The 16537-nt window shown below is 74.8% G+C and carries 15 protein-coding genes and 1 tRNA gene; 7 read left to right on the top strand and 9 right to left on the bottom strand.

The genetic code is table 11. The features are described from left to right. Positions 1-101 precede the first annotated feature (101 nt). Positions 102-1106 (top strand): hypothetical protein, encoded by a 1005-nt coding sequence (locus tag ACFU74_RS29550; protein WP_380762162.1) that lies wholly within the window; start codon positions 102-104, stop codon positions 1104-1106. A 278-nt stretch (positions 1107-1384) separates the two neighbouring features. Here the strand turns inward: ACFU74_RS29550 and ACFU74_RS29545 are convergent, their stop codons facing one another. Genes ACFU74_RS29545 through ACFU74_RS29535 form a run of 3 tightly spaced genes read right to left on the bottom strand, consistent with a single transcriptional unit; the run spans position 1385 to position 4789 of the window. After that, a complete protein-coding gene (locus ACFU74_RS29545) occupies positions 1385-2041 on the bottom strand; it encodes a GAP family protein (RefSeq protein WP_380762160.1) in 657 nt (218 codons plus the stop codon). 49 nt (positions 2042-2090) lie between these two features. Further along, on the bottom strand, positions 2091-3434 hold the full coding sequence (locus ACFU74_RS29540; RefSeq protein WP_380762158.1) for a DUF1254 domain-containing protein: 1344 nt from the start codon (positions 3432-3434) through the stop codon (positions 2091-2093). 20 nt (positions 3435-3454) lie between these two features. Further along, entirely contained in the window at positions 3455-4789 is a 1335-nt protein-coding gene (locus tag ACFU74_RS29535; RefSeq protein ID WP_380762156.1) for a DUF1254 domain-containing protein, read from the bottom strand. Between the two features lie 252 nt (positions 4790-5041). On the opposite strand from ACFU74_RS29535, the gene ACFU74_RS29530 reads away from it, so the two are divergent. After that, positions 5042-6082: an NAD-dependent epimerase/dehydratase family protein gene (locus ACFU74_RS29530; protein ID WP_380762154.1), complete on the top strand. Its 1041-nt coding sequence runs from the start codon at positions 5042-5044 to the stop codon at positions 6080-6082. A gap of 104 nt (positions 6083-6186) precedes the next feature. Here the strand turns inward: ACFU74_RS29530 and ACFU74_RS29525 are convergent, their stop codons facing one another. Beyond that, positions 6187-7236 (bottom strand): family 2 encapsulin nanocompartment cargo protein polyprenyl transferase, encoded by a 1050-nt coding sequence (locus ACFU74_RS29525; protein WP_380762152.1) that lies wholly within the window; start codon positions 7234-7236, stop codon positions 6187-6189. 65 nt (positions 7237-7301) lie between these two features. Then, a complete protein-coding gene (locus tag ACFU74_RS29520) occupies positions 7302-8723 on the bottom strand; it encodes a family 2B encapsulin nanocompartment shell protein (RefSeq protein WP_380762150.1) in 1422 nt (473 codons plus the stop codon). Positions 8724-9071: 348 nt separating this feature from the next. On the opposite strand from ACFU74_RS29520, the gene ACFU74_RS29515 reads away from it, so the two are divergent. Next, positions 9072-10121: an ATP-grasp domain-containing protein gene (locus ACFU74_RS29515; protein WP_380762148.1), complete on the top strand. Its 1050-nt coding sequence runs from the start codon at positions 9072-9074 to the stop codon at positions 10119-10121. A 19-nt stretch (positions 10122-10140) separates the two neighbouring features. Here ACFU74_RS29515 and ACFU74_RS29510 read toward each other — a convergent pair whose 3' ends face one another. The 3 genes from ACFU74_RS29510 to ACFU74_RS29500 all read right to left on the bottom strand — a co-directional run bounded on the left by ACFU74_RS29510 (position 10141) and on the right by ACFU74_RS29500 (position 12407). Then, positions 10141-10692 carry a methylated-DNA--[protein]-cysteine S-methyltransferase gene (locus ACFU74_RS29510; RefSeq protein WP_380762146.1) on the bottom strand — a complete coding sequence of 184 codons (552 nt, stop codon included), beginning with the start codon at positions 10690-10692 and terminating at the stop codon, positions 10141-10143. A gap of 104 nt (positions 10693-10796) precedes the next feature. Then, complete coding sequence (locus ACFU74_RS29505) at positions 10797-11033, bottom strand: hypothetical protein (RefSeq protein ID WP_380762144.1); 237 nt, start codon at positions 11031-11033, stop codon at positions 10797-10799. Between the two features lie 54 nt (positions 11034-11087). Continuing rightward, positions 11088-12407 (bottom strand): MFS transporter, encoded by a 1320-nt coding sequence (locus ACFU74_RS29500; protein ID WP_380762142.1) that lies wholly within the window; start codon positions 12405-12407, stop codon positions 11088-11090. A 206-nt stretch (positions 12408-12613) separates the two neighbouring features. On the opposite strand from ACFU74_RS29500, the gene ACFU74_RS29495 reads away from it, so the two are divergent. After that, positions 12614-13396 (top strand): hypothetical protein, encoded by a 783-nt coding sequence (locus ACFU74_RS29495; protein WP_380762140.1) that lies wholly within the window; start codon positions 12614-12616, stop codon positions 13394-13396. 58 nt (positions 13397-13454) lie between these two features. On the opposite strand, the gene ACFU74_RS29490 is transcribed toward ACFU74_RS29495, so the two are convergent. Beyond that, positions 13455-13528 (bottom strand) — tRNA-Thr (locus ACFU74_RS29490). 287 nt (positions 13529-13815) lie between these two features. Between ACFU74_RS29490 and ACFU74_RS29485 the strand changes: the two genes are divergently transcribed. From ACFU74_RS29485 to ACFU74_RS29475, 3 genes are all read left to right on the top strand, one after another. Further along, positions 13816-14907 carry an ABC transporter ATP-binding protein gene (locus ACFU74_RS29485; protein ID WP_380762138.1) on the top strand — a complete coding sequence of 364 codons (1092 nt, stop codon included), beginning with the start codon at positions 13816-13818 and terminating at the stop codon, positions 14905-14907. Between the two features lie 182 nt (positions 14908-15089). Continuing rightward, positions 15090-15533 (top strand): hypothetical protein, encoded by a 444-nt coding sequence (locus ACFU74_RS29480; protein WP_380762136.1) that lies wholly within the window; start codon positions 15090-15092, stop codon positions 15531-15533. Between the two features lie 153 nt (positions 15534-15686). Then, on the top strand, positions 15687-16454 hold the full coding sequence (locus ACFU74_RS29475) for an NDP-sugar synthase (protein ID WP_380762134.1): 768 nt from the start codon (positions 15687-15689) through the stop codon (positions 16452-16454). Positions 16455-16537 lie beyond the last annotated feature (83 nt).

The following is a 16537-nucleotide window of genomic DNA, read 5'->3' as shown; positions in this document are numbered from 1 at the left end:
GGGTGAGGCGGAGGGTGGCGGCGGTGGGGGTGTCGGGGGCGGGGGGGGGGGCGGCGGCGTCGGCCGCGGGGCCGGCGGGGGGGGCGGCGGGGGGGCCGGCGGTGACCGAGCCCGGGCTCCGCTTCGACCAGGACGGGTTCCCCCGGCACCGCGCGCCGGACACCGGCCGGGGGACGACGGTGCGGCGGCGGGTGGTGACCACCGGGGTGCTGGCCGCCGTCCTGGCCGCCCCGGTCATCGCCCTTTGGGCCGGTCACCGGGGCGGCGACGGGCCGGAGGTGGCGGCGTCGGTCTCGTCGGTCCGGGTCGAGGGGGAGCGTTCGACGGGTGGTCCGGTACGCGGTCCGGCGGAGTCCGGCCGGGAGGCGGGAAGTCCCGGGGCGGCCGACGGGGCCCACCGAGGGACCGGTCCGGCGGTGGCCGGGATGGAGCTGGCGGGGGCGAGGCCGTTCAATGCAGAAACGTTGCTGCCGGGGATCCAGGGACCGCTGATTCCGGTCCCGGCCCACGGTTCGAGCCCGCTCGGCAGCCCCGCCCTGGTCGCAGCCCCTGCGCCTGCGCCCGCACCCACCGCGCCTGCCGCGCCTGCCACGGCCGGTGCGTCGGAGGAGCCGTCGGCGGCTGCGCCGGCGGCGGCCGGGCTGTTGACCGTCGAGGCGGGCGAGTACGGCAGCCGCACGGTGCTCACCCTCACCAACGCCGGCGGCACCGAGGTCCACTGGCACGCCGTCGTGGACGCGCCCTGGCTGCGGCTCAGCCGCGACGCCGGCACGCTCGCGCCCGGTCAGCGGATCACCGTGATCGCCGGCGTCGACGAGGACCACGCACCCGCGACCCGCTGGACCGCCCGGATCGCGCTGCCGCCCTCACAGGCCGTGGTCACCCTCGCCGGCGGCCCGCACCACCGCAGCGGCGACACCCCGCCCACCGCCGAACCCACCCCGGCGCCGACACCCACGACCACCCCGAGCGCCAGTCCCACGGCGACGCCGACGCCGACTGAGACTCCAACGCCAACTCCAACGGCCACCCCGACCAGCGAGCCGACCGGCCCGGCTTCACCGAGCCCGTCCCCCACGGCCGCTGCCGGCCCGACGCCGCAGTGAGGAAGACCCAGAGGGCAGCGGACAACGAAGCCCGGCCCTCAGTCCCGGCCGCCATCGCCGGTGACATGAGCCGCTACGGCAGCCCGGACCGCCCGGCCGGCCCGGCCGGAGTCGCGCCCGGCCCGCGCGGCTCCGATCCCGCCGCTTCTACGGGCGCAAGCGTGCCGGGGGCAAGCGCCGCACCCGGGCCGTGCTCGCGCCGACCCGCCGCCGGGTGAACGTCCTGCGGGCCCTGACCCGTGACGGACGGTGCCACCAAGGCGATCTTGACCACAGCGTCAGGAGGTGAGGCCGGAGAGGGCGGCGCCGAGGTGGGTGGCGGCGAGGGTGAGGAGGAGGGTGAGCAGGATCGCGGTGTTGTGGGTGGCGGCCCAGGCCTTCCACTCGTTCAGGCGGCGGGGGGCGCGGTGGGCGGCGAGGGGCAGGAGGGTGCCGAGGGATCCGATCAGCACCAGCAGGGCGGCGGCGCCCGCCTTGCCGCCGGCCGGGGCGCCGCCGGTGGCGATCGCGACGGCGGCGGCGACGGCCAGCAGCAGGTTCTTCGGGTCGGCCGCCAGCAGGGCCGCCCCGAGGGCGGCGGACCGGGCGGGGGTGGAGCGGTCGACCGTCCACATCCAGGCCGGCGGCCCGTGCACCCGGCCCTCGCGGGGGCGGTCCCGCCACTGGCGCGCGCCGAGCAGCAGGAGCAGGCCGCCGACGGCCAGTTCGAACCACCACGACCAGTCCGGGGCCACGGTGTCCCCGGCGAGCCGGGATCCGAGCAACAGCACGACGACCGTCAGCGCCGTCAGCGCGACCGTCCAACCGGCGGCGAACGACGCCCCGTTGGCCCGGCCCCTGGGCGTGGCGAGCAGCAGGACGGTCGCGATCAGCGCCATCGGACTGATGGCGACGCCCACGGCCGAGGCCAGCATCCGGCCGACGGCCTCGCCCATCGCGCTTCCTTCCTGGTCGGCGACCGCCCGGCGTGATCCGAGGAGGAGGTCACCGGGTCCGCTGGAGCGGCGGGAGGCGGTAGGTGCCGTCCAGGGCAGCGGGGCCGGGGCGGTAGAGGCGGATCACCGGGCGGAACGGACCGGCGGGGGTGGGGAGCCAGTTCGCCGCCTCGGACGGGGCGGTGGGGGGTTCGTGGCGGAGGTGGAGGGTGAGGCCGCCGTCCGGGTCGTGGCGCAGGCCTGGGGTGCGGCTGCCGATCGAGTGGCGGGCGGCCGGGTTGGCGACCAGGCGGTGGTCCGGGAGGCCGTACACGGTGAGGGACCAGAACTCCTCGGCGGGCGGCAGCCCGTCCGGCGGGAAGCGCAGGGTGTAGGGGTGGGTGCCGTCGAGGGGGCGGCCGTCGGTGTCGTCGGTGGTGGCGGCGTGCAGGGCCTCGTAGGCGTGGCAGCCCCAGAGGCCGGCGCGGGCGGCGGCGGCGCGGCTGAGGTAGGCGGCGCGGCGGTCGGGGATCCGCCACTCGGGGTCGTCGACGGTGCCCGGGCCGAGGAAGGCGGTGTTGTGGTCGAACAGGTGGAGCGCCGCGCGCCACTCGCCGGGCGGGTGGTCCTCCGGCGTCCTGGTGGCGTCCTCGACCCGTTCGCGCCCGGCGGCGAGTCCGGTCGCCAGGGTGAGCGTCCAGTCGGGGGCGGCGGCGCGGTACGGCGAGGGGCCGGGGTCGAGGAGGCCGAGCGGCGCGAACCGCTGCTGGTAGTCGCGGTCGGCGGCGGCGGGCGGGTAGGCGGCCATCCAGACCCGGAGCCGTTCGAAGAAGGCGAGCCGCTCGGGCACGTCCGGGTCCGGGGCGGGGAGTCCGGCGGGGACCCCGCCCGGTTCCAGCGGTTCGAGGACGAGCCCCTCGTGGAGGGCGCGGACGCGCGGGAGGTCGTCCGGTCCGGCGCAGGCGAAGCGGCCGACGACGGTGGCGACGGTGGTCGGCGAGGCGATCACCCGGTCGGGGTCGGGCGGGGTGCCGTGCCACCCGGGCGGGACGAGGAGCCAGGTGCGGGCCGCGCTGCCGGTGGCGCGGCTGCCGAGGTAGGCGAAGTTGTCGGTCCACGCGTCGACGAACTGCAGTACGTGGTAGGCGCCGGCGGTGTCGGGCACGCGCAGCAGTTGCGGGCCCTCGGAGAGGTCGAGTTGGGCGACCGAGTAGAGCACGTCGTTGTTGACGGAGACGAAGTCGTCGTCCGGGCCCGCCAGCCGGGTGGCGTGGGCGAAGCGGTTGAACGGGGTGGCCGGCAGGACGCCCAGGCCGCCGTGCACGAAGCGGTCGACCGTGGTGAGGCCGGCGACGAGCGGGTAGCCGTAGACGTAGGCGTCGGCGGCCAGGGCCTCCAGCTCGGGCTGGTTCATGGGGCGTCCTTCCGGGCGGGTCAGCGCGGGGTGAGCGGCGGCGGCGTCCAGCGGCCGTCGAGCACGGACGGGTCCGGCCCGTAGAGGCGGATGACGGCGGCGAACGGGCCGTCCGGGGCGGGCAGCCAGTTGGCCGAGTGCTCGGCGTCGGCGGGCCGCTTGTGCTGGACGTGGAGGGTGAGTCCGCCGTCCGGGTCGCGGACCAGGCCGGGGGTGCGGTCGCCGACCGAGTAGCGGTCCAGGGTGTTGTCGACCAGGTGCAGCCCGGGCAAGGCGTACATGGTCACCGACCAGAAGTGGCGGGCGGGCGGCAGCGCGTCCGGCGGGAACCGCAGCAGGTAGTCGCGCTCGCTCGCGTCCGGTGGGCGGTGGCCCGCGCTGTCGGCCTGCCAGCCGCCGTACCAGGCCTCTTCGACGGGCAGCCCGTACAGGCCGGTGAGCGCTCCGACCGCCCGGTCGAGGTACCGGGTGCCGAGCTGTTCGCGGGTGCCGAAGAGCCCGACGGAGGACTCGGTGCGGGCGGCGGCGCGGGCCAGTTCGGCCTTGCCGTCGGCGATGCCGCGCTCGATCTCGGCGCGGACCGCGAGCGGCAGGGCGGCCGGTTCGAACTCGCCCCGGCCGTCGATGCCGAGGTCGGCCAGCCGGCCGCGCAGGTCGGCCTCGGCGGGCGGGGCGGCCTCGGCGGGCAGGAAGCCGAGCAGGAAGTCGAGGAAGGCGAAGAACTCGACGGTGTCGAGCACCTCGTCGCGCCAGACCGGCCAGACGGGCTGCGGGGCGGGCTCGGGCTCCGGCGTGCCGGCGTACTCGTGCAGCGGGCGGAGGCGGTACTGCCGCTGGAGCGCGGCGAGTTCGGCGACGGCGCCGGGGGACGTCCCGTCGAGGTGGGTGCGGCCGAGGATGCCGGCCAGCCGGGACGTGGTGCGGATGACGCCGGTGATGCCGGGCGGGGGTTCGCCGTGCCAGTCGGGGCCGGCCACCAGGTGGTCGCCGGCCTGCCGGCCGGTGGTCCGGGAGCCGACGAACCCGGCGTAGACGGTGTCGAGTTCGTGCACCGGCAGGACGTAGTAGCGGTCGGTGGCGGGGACGGAGAGCACCCAGGGCTGGGTCCGCAGGTCGAGCCAGGCCCAGGAGTACGGGGTGTCGTTGTTGGGCGTGACGACGTCGGTGTCGGCCGGGGTGGCGGGGCGCGGGTAGTGCCGGAAGACGCCGAAGCCGCCCACGTGGCGCGGGTCGGCGTCGTCCAGCGCCTGGGCGTACAGGGTGCGGTAGTTCTGCAGGACCGGGTAGCCGCGGATCCACGCCTCGGCGGCGGTCGCGCGGACGGTGTCCGGGTCCACGAGTGCCGGGTTGACCATGGTGCCGCCCTTCCCTGCGGGGCCGTGCCCCCGGGCGGGGCGCGGCGGCTGCCTGACGGACGTATCGGATGCACGTGCCGAGCGGACGTATCGATATGAATCGTTACGAATCGGATGCTATGCGGGCCCTCGGAGGTCGGCATCCCGCCGTGGGCCGGCCGGGCCCGGCGGACTGGACCCGGCCGACTGGGCGGCCTCCGCCCACGGCGAACGACCGCATGCGGGGGAAGGGGGCGGGACAGCCTTGCCGGTATGAAGATCCTTCTGCTCGGCGGCTCGTCCTTCCTGGGGCGGGCGTTCGCCTCCGAGGCGCTCGCCCGCGGCCACGAGGTCACCACCTTCAACCGCGGCCGCACGGCCGCCGACCTGCCCGGTGTGGAGGCGGTCCGCGGCGACCGTGACACGCCCGGGGACCTGGCTCGGCCGACCGGGGGACGGCACTGGGACGCCGTGGTCGACACCTCGGCCCAGCAGCCCGCCCAGGCTGCGGACTCCGCCCGGCTGCTGCGCGGGCACGCCGGCCACTACACCCTGATCTCCTCCGTCCACGCCTTCGCCGACTGGCCCGCCCGGGTGGTCGACGAGACCTCCCCGCTGCACCCCTGCCCGGCCGACACCCCGCCCGGGCAGGAGTTCAGCACCGCGCTCAAGGCCGGCTGCGAGCGTGCCGTCCTGGAGCACTTCGGCGCCGAACGCACGCTGATCCTCAACAGCGGACTGCTGATCGGCCCGTACGAGCAGGGCGGGCGGCTGCCGTGGTGGCTGGAGCGGATGGCCCGGGGCGGGCGGGTGCTGGCGCCCGGGGAGCCGGGACGGCCGGTGCAGCTGATCGACGTCCGGGACTTCGCGGCCTTCGGGCTGGACCTGCTGACGGCGGGCACGGCCGGCCGGTTCATCACCACGGCGCCACCCGGACGGCTCACCTTCGGGGAGTTCCTGACGGGCTGCGCCGAGGTCGCGGGCGGTGCGGACACCGAGCTGGCCTGGGTCGCGGACGGGCCGCTGACCGCCGAGGGGCCGGACAGCGTCCGACCGTGGAGCGAGCTGCCGCTGTGGCTGCCCGACCTGCCGGAGTCGGCGGGCACCTGGCTGGCCGACACCGGGCGGGCCGAGGCGGCCGGGCTGCGGTGCCGGCCCTTCGCCGACACCGCCCGGGACACCTGGGAGTGGCTGCGGCGGCGCGGGTCGTCGGACGACACCGAGCCGGACGGGCGCAAGCGGGGCCGGATCCTGCACGGCATCGAACCGGCGAAGGAACGGCGGCTGCTGGACGCGTCGGCCCCGGCGCGCTGACCGGGCCGGCCCCGCCCGACGGGGAGGGCGCGGCCGGCCCCGCTCCCCCGGCGGAGGCCGGCCCCGGCGGTGCGGCTCAAAGGGTGCGGTTCTGTGGGTGCGGTTCAGTGGGTGCGGCGGGTGACCAGTTCGGCGAGCGCGAGCAGTTCGTCGGCGGCCGAGGGCTCGGGCACCGCGAGCGCCAGCTGGGTCATCGCCGCCGCCATCCGGTCGCAGGACTCGCCCTGCGCCCAGGCCCGCCCCCCGGCGCCCTCGACGGCGGCCGCGCAGATCGCCAGCTCCTCGCCGGTGAGCGGCCGTTCCAGCGCGTACAGCTCGGCGAGCCGGGCCCCGTCGGACGTCCCGGAGCCCAGCGCGGCGACCACCGGCAGCGACTTCTTGCGGACCAGCAGGTCCGCGCCGACCGGCTTGCCGGTGACGGTCGGGTCGCCCCAGATGCCGATCAGGTCGTCGATCAGCTGGAACGCCAGGCCGATCTCCCGGCCGAAGCCGTCCATCGCCTTGGCCGCCGCCTCCGAGCCGCCCGCGTACCGGGCGCCCATCGCGCAGGCGGCGCCGAGCAGCGCGCCGGTCTTGGCCTCGGCCATCGCCAGGCACTCGGTCAGCGAGACGTCGTTGCGCTGCTCGAAGGCGCAGTCGATCTGCTGGCCCTCGCAGAGTTCCACCACGCAGTCGGCCAGCCGGCGCACCGCGTCCCCCGCGGCCGGGTGGCCGTCCTCGGCGAGCAGGCGCAGCGCCAGCGAGTGCATGGCGTCCCCGGCCAGGATGGCCTCGGTGGTGCCGAACACCAGCCAGGCGGTGGGGCGGTGCCGCCGGGTCTCGTCGCGGTCGATGATGTCGTCGTGCAGCAGCGTGAAGTTGTGCACCAGTTCGACGGCGGCCGCGGCGGCGGTGGCCGCGGCGGGGTCGCCGCCCAGCGCCTGGGTGGCGGCGAGCACCAGGGCGGGCCGGATGGCCTTCCCGGAGGAGGCGGTCGACGGCGAGCCGTCCGCCTCCCACCAGCCGAAGTGGTAGCCGGCGACCCTGCGCATGGTGCCGGGCAGCGAGTCCACGGCCGCCCGGAGCACCGGGTCGACCAGGGTGCGGGCGCGCGCGAGGACGTCCTGCGCCTCGTGCCCCTCGCGATGGTCGCGCTCCAGCGTGAACATTCCCATGGGTCCTCCCCCTTGGTGGTGCGACGGGCCGGCCCGGGGTCGGGCCGGCCCTGCCGCGGTCGGCCCTAGCGGTGCGCGATGTCGACGTTCTCCAGGACGCCGACGGCGTCCGGCACCAGAATCGCGGCGGAGTAGTAGGCGCTCACCAGATAGGAAATGATGGCCTTCTCGCTGATTCCCATGAACCGCACCGAAAGGCTCGGCTCGACTTCATCGGGAATTCCGGTCTGGTGCAGACCGATGACACCCTGGTTCTCCTCGCCGGTGCGCATGGCGAGGATCGAGGTGGTGTTCCCGTTGACGATCGGGATCTTGTTGCACGGGAGGACCGGCACCCCGCGCCAGCCGAACACCCGGCGGCCCTGCACCTCGACGGTGTCCGGGTAGAGGCCGCGCCGGTTGCACTCGCGGCCGAACGCGGCGATGGCCCGCGGATGGGCCAGGAAGAGCTTGGTGCTGCGGCGGCGGCTGAGCAGCTCGTCCATGTCGTCCGGGGTGGGCGGGCCGGAGTGGGTCTGGATGCGCTGGTCGTAGTCGGCGTTGGCGAGCAGGCCGAACTCGGGGTTGTTGACCAGCTCGTGCTCCTGGCGCTCGCGCAGGGCCTCGATGGTCAGCCGGAGCTGGTGCTCGGTCTGGTTCATCGGCTGGTTGTAGAGGTCGGCGACGCGGGTGTGCACCTTGAGGACGGTCTGGGCGACGCTCAGCTCGTACTCGCGCGGCTTGAGCTCGTAGTCGACGAAGGCGCTGGGCAGCTCGTACTCGCCGTGGTGGCCGGCGGAGAGGTCGATGGCCGCCTCGCCGTGCTTGTTCTGCGGCTGCTGGAACCCGGCCAGGTACTCCATGACCTGCAGCTGGAGCGCCTCGGAGCGGTCGGCGAGCTCCTGGAAGGCGGACCACCGGAGGGACAGCGCGGTGCCCGCGGTTTCCGCCCTGACGGAGTACGCCCAGGTGGCGTTCTCCTGCTGGAGCACCTCGTCGCCCAAGTGGTCGCCGTCGGCCACCGAGCCGACGACGGCCTCCTCGCCGTACTTGCCGGTACCGAGGCGGCTGAGCTTGCCGTAGGCGATGATGAAGACCTCGTCGATCGGCGCTCCCGCCGAGACCAGGACCTCACCCGCGGAGAACTCGCGTTGGACGAAGCGCCCGGCCAGTTCCTCCAGGACCGCGTCGTCCGGGAAGCCGCGCAGCACCGGCACCTCGCGCAGGGTCGGCGCCAGGATCCGGGCCTCGCTGCCCGTCCGGTCGAAGCCGACCCGGCCGCGGCCGACGGCGTGGCGCAGCCGGCGGTTGACCCGGTAGGTGCCGGCCGAGACCTGGACCCAGGGGAGCGTCCTGAGCAGCCAACGGGGGCTGATCTCCTGCATCTGCGGCGCGGACTTGGTCGTCGTCGCGAGGTTCCGCGCGGCGGCGGTGGCAAGACTCTGCTGGTCCCGGGCCTGTGCTTCACCGCCCGGTGCAGGAATACCGACGTTGGTTTCGGTCGACATAGGAAGCCCTTCGCGTGCCCGTACCCGATGAAGTGTCGCCTTGCAACTTGCAACAATCATGGTGGTCCCATGCGAAGGGCCTCCGCAATCACTCTTTCGAGTGGTCGGGATAACCGAAAAAATAGTACGAATAGAATGTCTGATCGATATCAATTCGATCAAGTGATCTAATTTTTTCCGGAATGGGACGGTCCGGTTCGCCTCCCCGGCCGGTGCGCGGCAGGCCCACCCCGCGTTCGGGGCCGCTCGAGATGCCGCTAAGGTGCCACCTCAAAGGGCCACGGGCCACTGGACGAGCGCGGCCGCGAGACAGCCCTTCCCTCGTTCACCCCTGCCCTGGGAGGCCCCATGAGCGCCCCCGTCATCGTCTGGCTCAACCGCACGTACGCCGAGAACGTGTTCTTCATCGAACAGTTGCGCGCCGCCCCGCGCCCGGTCCGGGTCCACGCGACCCATGTCGACCCCGACTCCCCCGTCCTCGCCGCCGCCGACACCGCCGGCCTGGAACCCGCCGACCTCACCCCCGACGCCTACGTCGCCTTCGCCCTCGACCACTGCGCCCGCCACCGCGTGGACGTCTTCGTGCCCCGGCTGCACCAGCTCGCGATATCCCTGCACCGCAAGGAGTTCGAGGCCGTCGGCACCGCCCTCGCCTGCCCGCCCGCCACCGCGATCGCCGCCTTCGAGAGCAAGGCGGACGGCTACGCGGCGATGGCCGACGCCGGACTGCCCACCCCGCCCTGGTGGCTGGTGCGCACCGCCGGGGACCTGGTCGCGGCCGTCGACCGGATCGAGTCGGCCGGCCTCACCGCCTGCCTCAAGCCCGCCGCCGGCGCCGGGGGCGAGGGCTTCCGGGTCCTCACCCGCGAGCCGTTCGGACTGCACCGGCTGGCCGGCTGGGACAGCCGCGTCCAGGTCGACCAGGTGGCCGCCGCACTCGACCGGGCGGCCCACGAGGACCCGGACGCCGCCACCGACCTGCTGGTCATGCCCTACCTGGAAGGGCCCGAGGTCTCCGTGGACTGCCTCGCCGACCTGGACGGCACCCTGCTCGCGGCCGTCGGCCGCAGCAAGCACCGGCGCCGCCGCAGCTTCACCACCGCGCCCCGCTACCTGGAGCCCGCCCGCCGCCTGGTCGAGGCCACCGGGATGGCGTACCTGTCCAACGTCCAGTTCCGGCACCTGAACGGCGAGCCGGTGGTCATCGACGTCAACACCCGGCCCTCCGGCGGGCTGCACCAGCTGCGGCTGTGCGGCCTCAACCTGCCCTGGAACGCCGTGCAGTTGGCACTCGGCGAGCGCCCGGACACCGAGTGGACCGAGGATCCGGCGGGCATCGAGTACACCCTCGTCTCGGGGATCCAGCCGGTGCTCTCCCAATCCGTCCTGGTGCACTGACCGGTCGTCAGACCACCGGCTACAGCGGCCCGTTCCAGTCCAGCGTCGGCTCCAGCACACCCTCCAGGGTGAGCAGCCAGCGCTTCACGTCGATCCCGACCCGGCCGCCGCCGAAGCCGCCGATCCCGTCCGCCGCCACCACCCGGTGGCAGGGCACCAGCAGCGCGACGGGGTTGGCGGCCATCATCTGCCCGACCGTCCTGGCCGCCAGCCCGGGTTCCTCGACCTCGCCGAACACCCCGCTGCGGACGGCGAGTTCGCCGTAGGTGATGGTCTGCCCGAACGGCACCTCGCGCAGCAGCGCCTGCAGCACCGCCCGGTGCGGGCCGGTGCTCAGGCTCCAGTCGATCGGCAGGTCCAACCGCCGGCTGCGGCCCGCGAGGTACTCGCCGACCCGGACGGTCACCGCGGCGATCTTCGACTCGTCGGCGCAGCGCGGGAGTTCACCCTCCCGGCCGAGGTAGCCGACGGCCGCCACGCCCTGCGCGGTCACCGCGACGTGCAGCGGGCCGCTCGGCAGCGGGGTGTCCACCGTCAGCCAGGACATCGGCGCCGCCGTACGCTCTGCCACGTCTTCCCCCACGTCTTCCCCCACGTCCTCCACGGCGCGCGCGGACCACCCGCCCCGCGCGCCATCGTACGGCGGGTCCTGCGGGTGCTCCGACGCGGCCGGGGTCAGGGGCGCCGGCCCCTCAGCTCCGCGGCGAGCCCCCGCGACCAGCGCGCCAGCTCGGCGCGGTCGGGGGCCCGCCCCTCGCACAGGGCGGCGAGCTGGGTCTCGTTGATCCGGTTCGGCCCCGGGATCCCCAGCAGGTAGGCGAGCTCGTCCAGGACGGCGGCGAGCCGCACGGCGTCCGAGTGGTCCAGCGACGCGGCCGCCTCGTGGTGGCTGATGGTGAGAGAACCGGGCATGTCCTGCCTCCTCCGTTCGCCCCCCCACACCCCTCCACCGTACGACCGCCCGCCTCACCCGGCACCCGCCGCGGCCGGGGCCGCCTCCTCGGCCTCCGGCGGCGGCGCCCCGTCCGGCTCCGCCCAGCTCCGGCCGCGCACGTCGCGCACCATGAGCACCGCCGCCCCGGCCAGCAGCTGCCACCCCGCGCCGAAGGCCAGCACGGCCGCCACCCCCACCCGGTCGGCCAGCGGACCGGCCGCCGCCAGGCCCAGCGGCCCCAGCACGAACGCGCCCAGCCCGCCGAACGCCGTCACCCTGGCCAGCACCTCGGTCGGCACCCAGCTCTGCAGCGTCGACTCGTACAGCGAGCCGCAGACCGCCGACCCGGCCCCCGCCACCAGCGCCGCCGCGGCCGTCCAGCCCAGCGGCGACCCGGCCGCGAGCGCCGCCGAGGGCAGCGCCCACCCGAAGCCCGCCACCGTCGCCACCGCGAGCGGTCGGCCGGGCCGGCGCCCGAGCATCAGCAGCCCACCCAGCACCGCGCCCACCCCGTACACGCCCATCACCAGCCCCCAGGCCCGCGCCCCGCCCAGCTCGCGCTGCGCGGTCAGCGGCCCCAGCACCAGGAACGGCGCCCAGACCAACAGGTTGAACAGCCCCATCTGCACGGTGGTCACCCAGAGCCACCGCCGGGAGCGGAACTCGCCCCAGCCGTCCCGCAGATCGGCCGGCAGCGAGCCCTCCCCGCCGTCCGGACCGGCCGGTGCCGCCGTGGTGAGCCGGGCCAGCGCGAGCGCGCCGATCCCGTACGTCACCGCGTCGATCAGCAGCACCGCGCCCGGGCCGAACCCCGCCGTGATCACCCCGGCGAGCGCAGGACCGGCCACCGTGGACACCGAACGCGCCAGCCCCAGCAGGGTGTTGGCGTCCGGCAGGCGCTCCTCCCGGCGCACCAGGGAGGGCACCAGCGCGCCCAGCGCCGGCAGGAACACCCCCTCGCCCAGCCCCCAGACGGCGACCAGCACCACCATCACCGGCAGCGACGCGTGCCCGGTGGCCAGCAGCGCTGCGAAAGCCCCCTGCACCCCGCAGCGCAGCACGTCCGCCGCCAGCATCACCCGCCGGCTGCCCAGCCGGTCCGCGACCACCCCGCCGGCCACCATCACCAGCACGATCGGCAGGATCCGGGCGGCCATCACCCAGCCCAGGTCCGTCCCGCCGCCCCCGCCGTCCAGCACCGCGAAGGCCACCGCGACCGGCGCCATGGAGGACCCGAGCAGCGAGGTCGCGTACCCGATGAAGAACCACCTGAAATCGCGCTCGCCCAGCACCGCCAGACGGCTGCCCAGCCGTCGACGGCGGGCCGCAATCCGCCCCGTCTCCCCTGTCATGGTCGCCCAGTCTGCCCACGGGCGGGAACCGCCGACAAGACTTTCCGGAGAAAAAACCTGAGCCTTTCCACCTCAATTTCCGGCACGCCTCCGACTGCCGCAGTAAAAACCCTCAAAAACCCGCTACCACCTGCCGTTTACTGCGCATCCGACTATTCTTTCCCCGACCCCGGAGTTCCATCGTTTACTGCGGAAAGCAGGCCAGAATGCCGCCCCTCCCCCCGGTCGAGTACGCGGTCGCCGTCGAGCACTACCTGACCGCCTCCGGGCTCGGCGACGGCTCCCGCCGCGTCTACCGGATCGCCCTGCGCACCTGGGCCTGGGCACTCGCCGACCGCCCCGCCCCCACCGGGCCCGAACGGCGCCGGGCCCAACCGCCCGTCCTGCCGCTCGCCCTGCTCGACCACCCCGAGGCCGCCGCCCGGCTGCGCGCCGCCGTCGACCTCCGCTCCCACGACACCGACCCGCGCACCCTCAACCGCGAACTCTCCACCCTGCGCGCCGCCCTCGCCTGGTGGCGCGCACAGGGCTGGATCCGCACCGACCCCTCCGACGGCCTGCGCCCCCGCTCCCTCCCCGGCACCGGCCCCGCCCCGCTCACTCCCGACGAACTGCGCGCCCTGTTCGCCCTGCGCGTCCCGCTGCGCGAACAGGTCCTCTGGCGCCTCCTGCACGAGAGCGGCGCCCCCGTCGAGACCGTCCTCGCCCTCGACGCCGACGACCTCGACCTCCCCCGCCGCCGCACCCGCCCCCCGGCCCCGCCGCTGACCTGGCAGGCCGCCACCGCCCGACTGCTCCCCCTCCTCCTGGCCGGCCGCACCACCGGCCCGCTCTTCCTCACCACCCGCCGCGCCCCGGCCGCCACCCCCGCCGCCGACCGCTGCCCCCACACCCACCGCGCCCGCCTCTCCTACCGCCGCGCCGCCGAACTCCTCACCGCCCACGCCCCCGCCCACACCCTCCGCCGGCTCCGTCCGGCACGGCCCTGACGGAACGACGAAGGCCCCCCGGCTGCGTGCCGGGGGGCCTTCGTGGCGGGACCTGCGGAGCCCCCTGTCGGATTCGAACCGACGACCTACGCTTTACAAGAGCGGTGCTCTGGCCAGCTGAGCTAAGGAGGCATGGTGACCGTCCGCGACGAGGTCACGGCGGCACCTGGGGCAGTCTACCGGGCGGGGCGCGGGCGGTGGGGGGATATCCGGGGGCTGGACGGGCGGGGGCGGCGTGATGGAACCGATGCCGAAATCGGGGCGGCCGGGGGCTGACAAGCGGCGGACGCGCAGGTAGCGTCGCCGGGAGTCGGTTCGCTCAGTGGTTCAGACCACTTGGGCGGGCCGGTGGAATCGGCACCACCCGCCCTTTACTCGGATCGTCCGGCACGTTCCTGCCGGTGAAGGAGAGCACAGCCATGGCTTCTGTGACGTACGACAAGGCGACCCGTGTCTACCCCGGGGCGACCAAGCCCTCGGTCGACGCGCTGGACCTGGAGATCGCCGACGGCGAGTTCCTCGTCCTGGTCGGCCCCTCCGGCTGCGGCAAGTCGACCAGCCTCCGCATGCTGGCCGGCCTGGAGGACGTCAACGGCGGCGCCATCCGGATCGGCGACCGCGACGTGACCCACCTGCCGCCGAAGGACCGGGACATCGCGATGGTGTTCCAGAACTACGCGCTGTACCCGCACATGACCGTCGCGGAGAACATGGGCTTCGCGCTCAAGATCGCCGGCGTCAACAAGTCGGAGATCCGCACCAAGGTCGAGGAGGCCGCCAAGATCCTCGACCTGACGGAGTACCTGGACCGCAAGCCGAAGGCGCTCTCCGGCGGCCAGCGCCAGCGCGTCGCGATGGGCCGCGCGATCGTCCGCGAGCCGCAGGTCTTCCTGATGGACGAGCCGCTGTCCAACCTGGACGCCAAGCTCCGCGTCTCGACCCGTACCCAGATCGCCGGCCTCCAGCGCCGCCTGGGCATCACCACGGTCTACGTCACCCACGACCAGACCGAGGCGCTCACCATGGGCGACCGGGTCGCGGTCCTGAAGAGCGGCATCCTGCAGCAGGTCGACACCCCGCGCAACATGTACGACAAGCCCGCCAACCTCTTCGTCGCCGGCTTCATCGGCTCGCCCGCGATGAACCTGGTCGAGGTGCCGCTGGTCGACGGCGGCGTGAAGTTCGGCGGCTCGGTCGTCAACATCTCGCGCGAGGACCTGGCCGGCGCCGGCACCGACAAGACCGTGACCGTCGGCGTCCGCCCGGAGCACTTCGAGATCGTCCCCGGCGGCGGCATCGAGGGCGTGGCCGTGACCGTCAACGTGGTCGAGGAGCTCGGCTCGGACGGCTTCGTGTACGGCACCACCAAGATCGGCGGCGAGGACAAGGAGCTGGTCGTCCGCGTGCACGGCCGCCAGATCCCGGCCCGCGGCGAGACCATCCACGTGGTGCCGATCGCCAACGAGACCCACGTCTTCTCCACCAGCACCGGCGCCCGCCTCTCCAGCTGAGGCACCCGCTCCACCGCGGAGCCCCGTCGGACCGTCACCCGGTCCGGCGGGGCTCCCGCCGTTCCCGGCCACCCCGACGGGTGACGGCCGTCAACACGGCGCCGGGAGGAACCCGGGAACCGTGTCACCCGATGGTGTGACGGAGGGCGAGCAGCACCCTACGCACCGCTACGCTCCTGTGCGTGAAGCAGCTAGTTCGCCGCATCGGCCAGACCATCGCCCTCGCCCTGCCCGTCGTCCTGGTGACCACCGGCACCCTCGCCGTGACCAGGGTGCCGTGGGCCCCGCCGACCTCGCTGCACCAGCAGGTGGTGGCGGCGTCCAGCGGGGACGGCGCCGGGATCGGCCGGACGGCGGGCACCGGGCAGCCCCAGGACGGGCTCGCCCCGCAGGACGCGCTGCGCGTCGCGGTCCTGGACGAGCTGCGCGCCCACAACCCGGGCAGCGCGCTCGACCTGCTGGAGCGCTCGATGCGCGAGCAGCCCGCGCTCACGCCGTACTGCTCCTCGCTCGCCACCGAGCTGGGCAAGGCCGCGGTGCGCAAGTACCAGGGCGACGTCCAGCGGGCCCGTTCCTTCGCCCGCCCGGTCTGCGACGGCTCGTTCGCCGCCGGCGCGGCGAGCTGACCCGGGCCGACCCGAACGGACCGGGCGGCCCCGGGCTGACCGGACCGGGCGGCCCCGGGCTGACCGGACCGGGCGGCCCCGGGCTGACCGGGCCGGGCCGGGCCGGGCGGACGGCGGCGCAACCGCCGGGGCGGGTGCGCCTATTGTTCAGCCATGAGCGCTGACTCCGGCCCCACGGCCGCTCCCCCGCACGCCCCCGCCGCCTCCGGCCCGGTGCCGGTGACCCAGGCCGTCATCCTGGCCGGCGGCCAGGGCTCCCGGCTGCGCCCCTACACGGACGACCGCCCCAAGCCGCTGGTCGAGATCCCCGGCACGGGCACCCCGATCCTGGGCCACCAGCTGGCCTGGCTCGCCTCCGAGGGCGTCACCGACGCGGTCATCTCCTGCGGCCACCTCGCCGACGTGCTGGAGGACTGGCTCGACAAGGCCGACCTGCCGCTGCGGGTCCGCACGGTGGTCGAGGCCGAGCCGCTCGGCCGCGGCGGCGGCCTCAAGTACGCCGCCAAGGCGCTGCCCCGCCCCGACGAGCCCTGGTACGCCACCAACGGCGACATCTGGACCAGGTTCAGCCTGCGCGACATGGCCTCCTTCCACCACGAGCGGGACGCCGTCGCCACCCTCGCGCTGGCCCGTCCGCGGATCCCCTGGGGTGCCGTGGAGACCGACCAGTTCGGCAATGTGCTGGACTTCATCGAGGCCCCGCCCTCGCCGTTCCTCATCAACGCGGGCCTCTACGTGTTCAGCCCGGAGTTCGCCGAGCTGCTGCCGGACGTCGGCGACCACGAGCGGACCACCTTCCCGCAGCTGGCCCGCGGCAAGCGACTGGCGGGCTACCAGCTGCCGCAGGGCGTCTACTGGCGGGCCATCGACACCGCCAAGGACCTCACCGAGGCCGCCAAGGAACTCGGCAGCCCCAATTGACCCCGACCGACTCCAACTGACTCCAACTGAGCTGGGCTGCCGCACAGTTGAGGGCGCGGGCACCGGTACGGATATGGGCGCCG

This window comes from Kitasatospora sp. NPDC057500 (assembly GCF_042802195.1).
GTDB lineage: Bacteria > Actinomycetota > Actinomycetes > Streptomycetales > Streptomycetaceae > Kitasatospora.
Note: the sequence above shows the minus strand (reverse complement) of the source record. Positions and strands in the feature narration are given on the sequence as shown.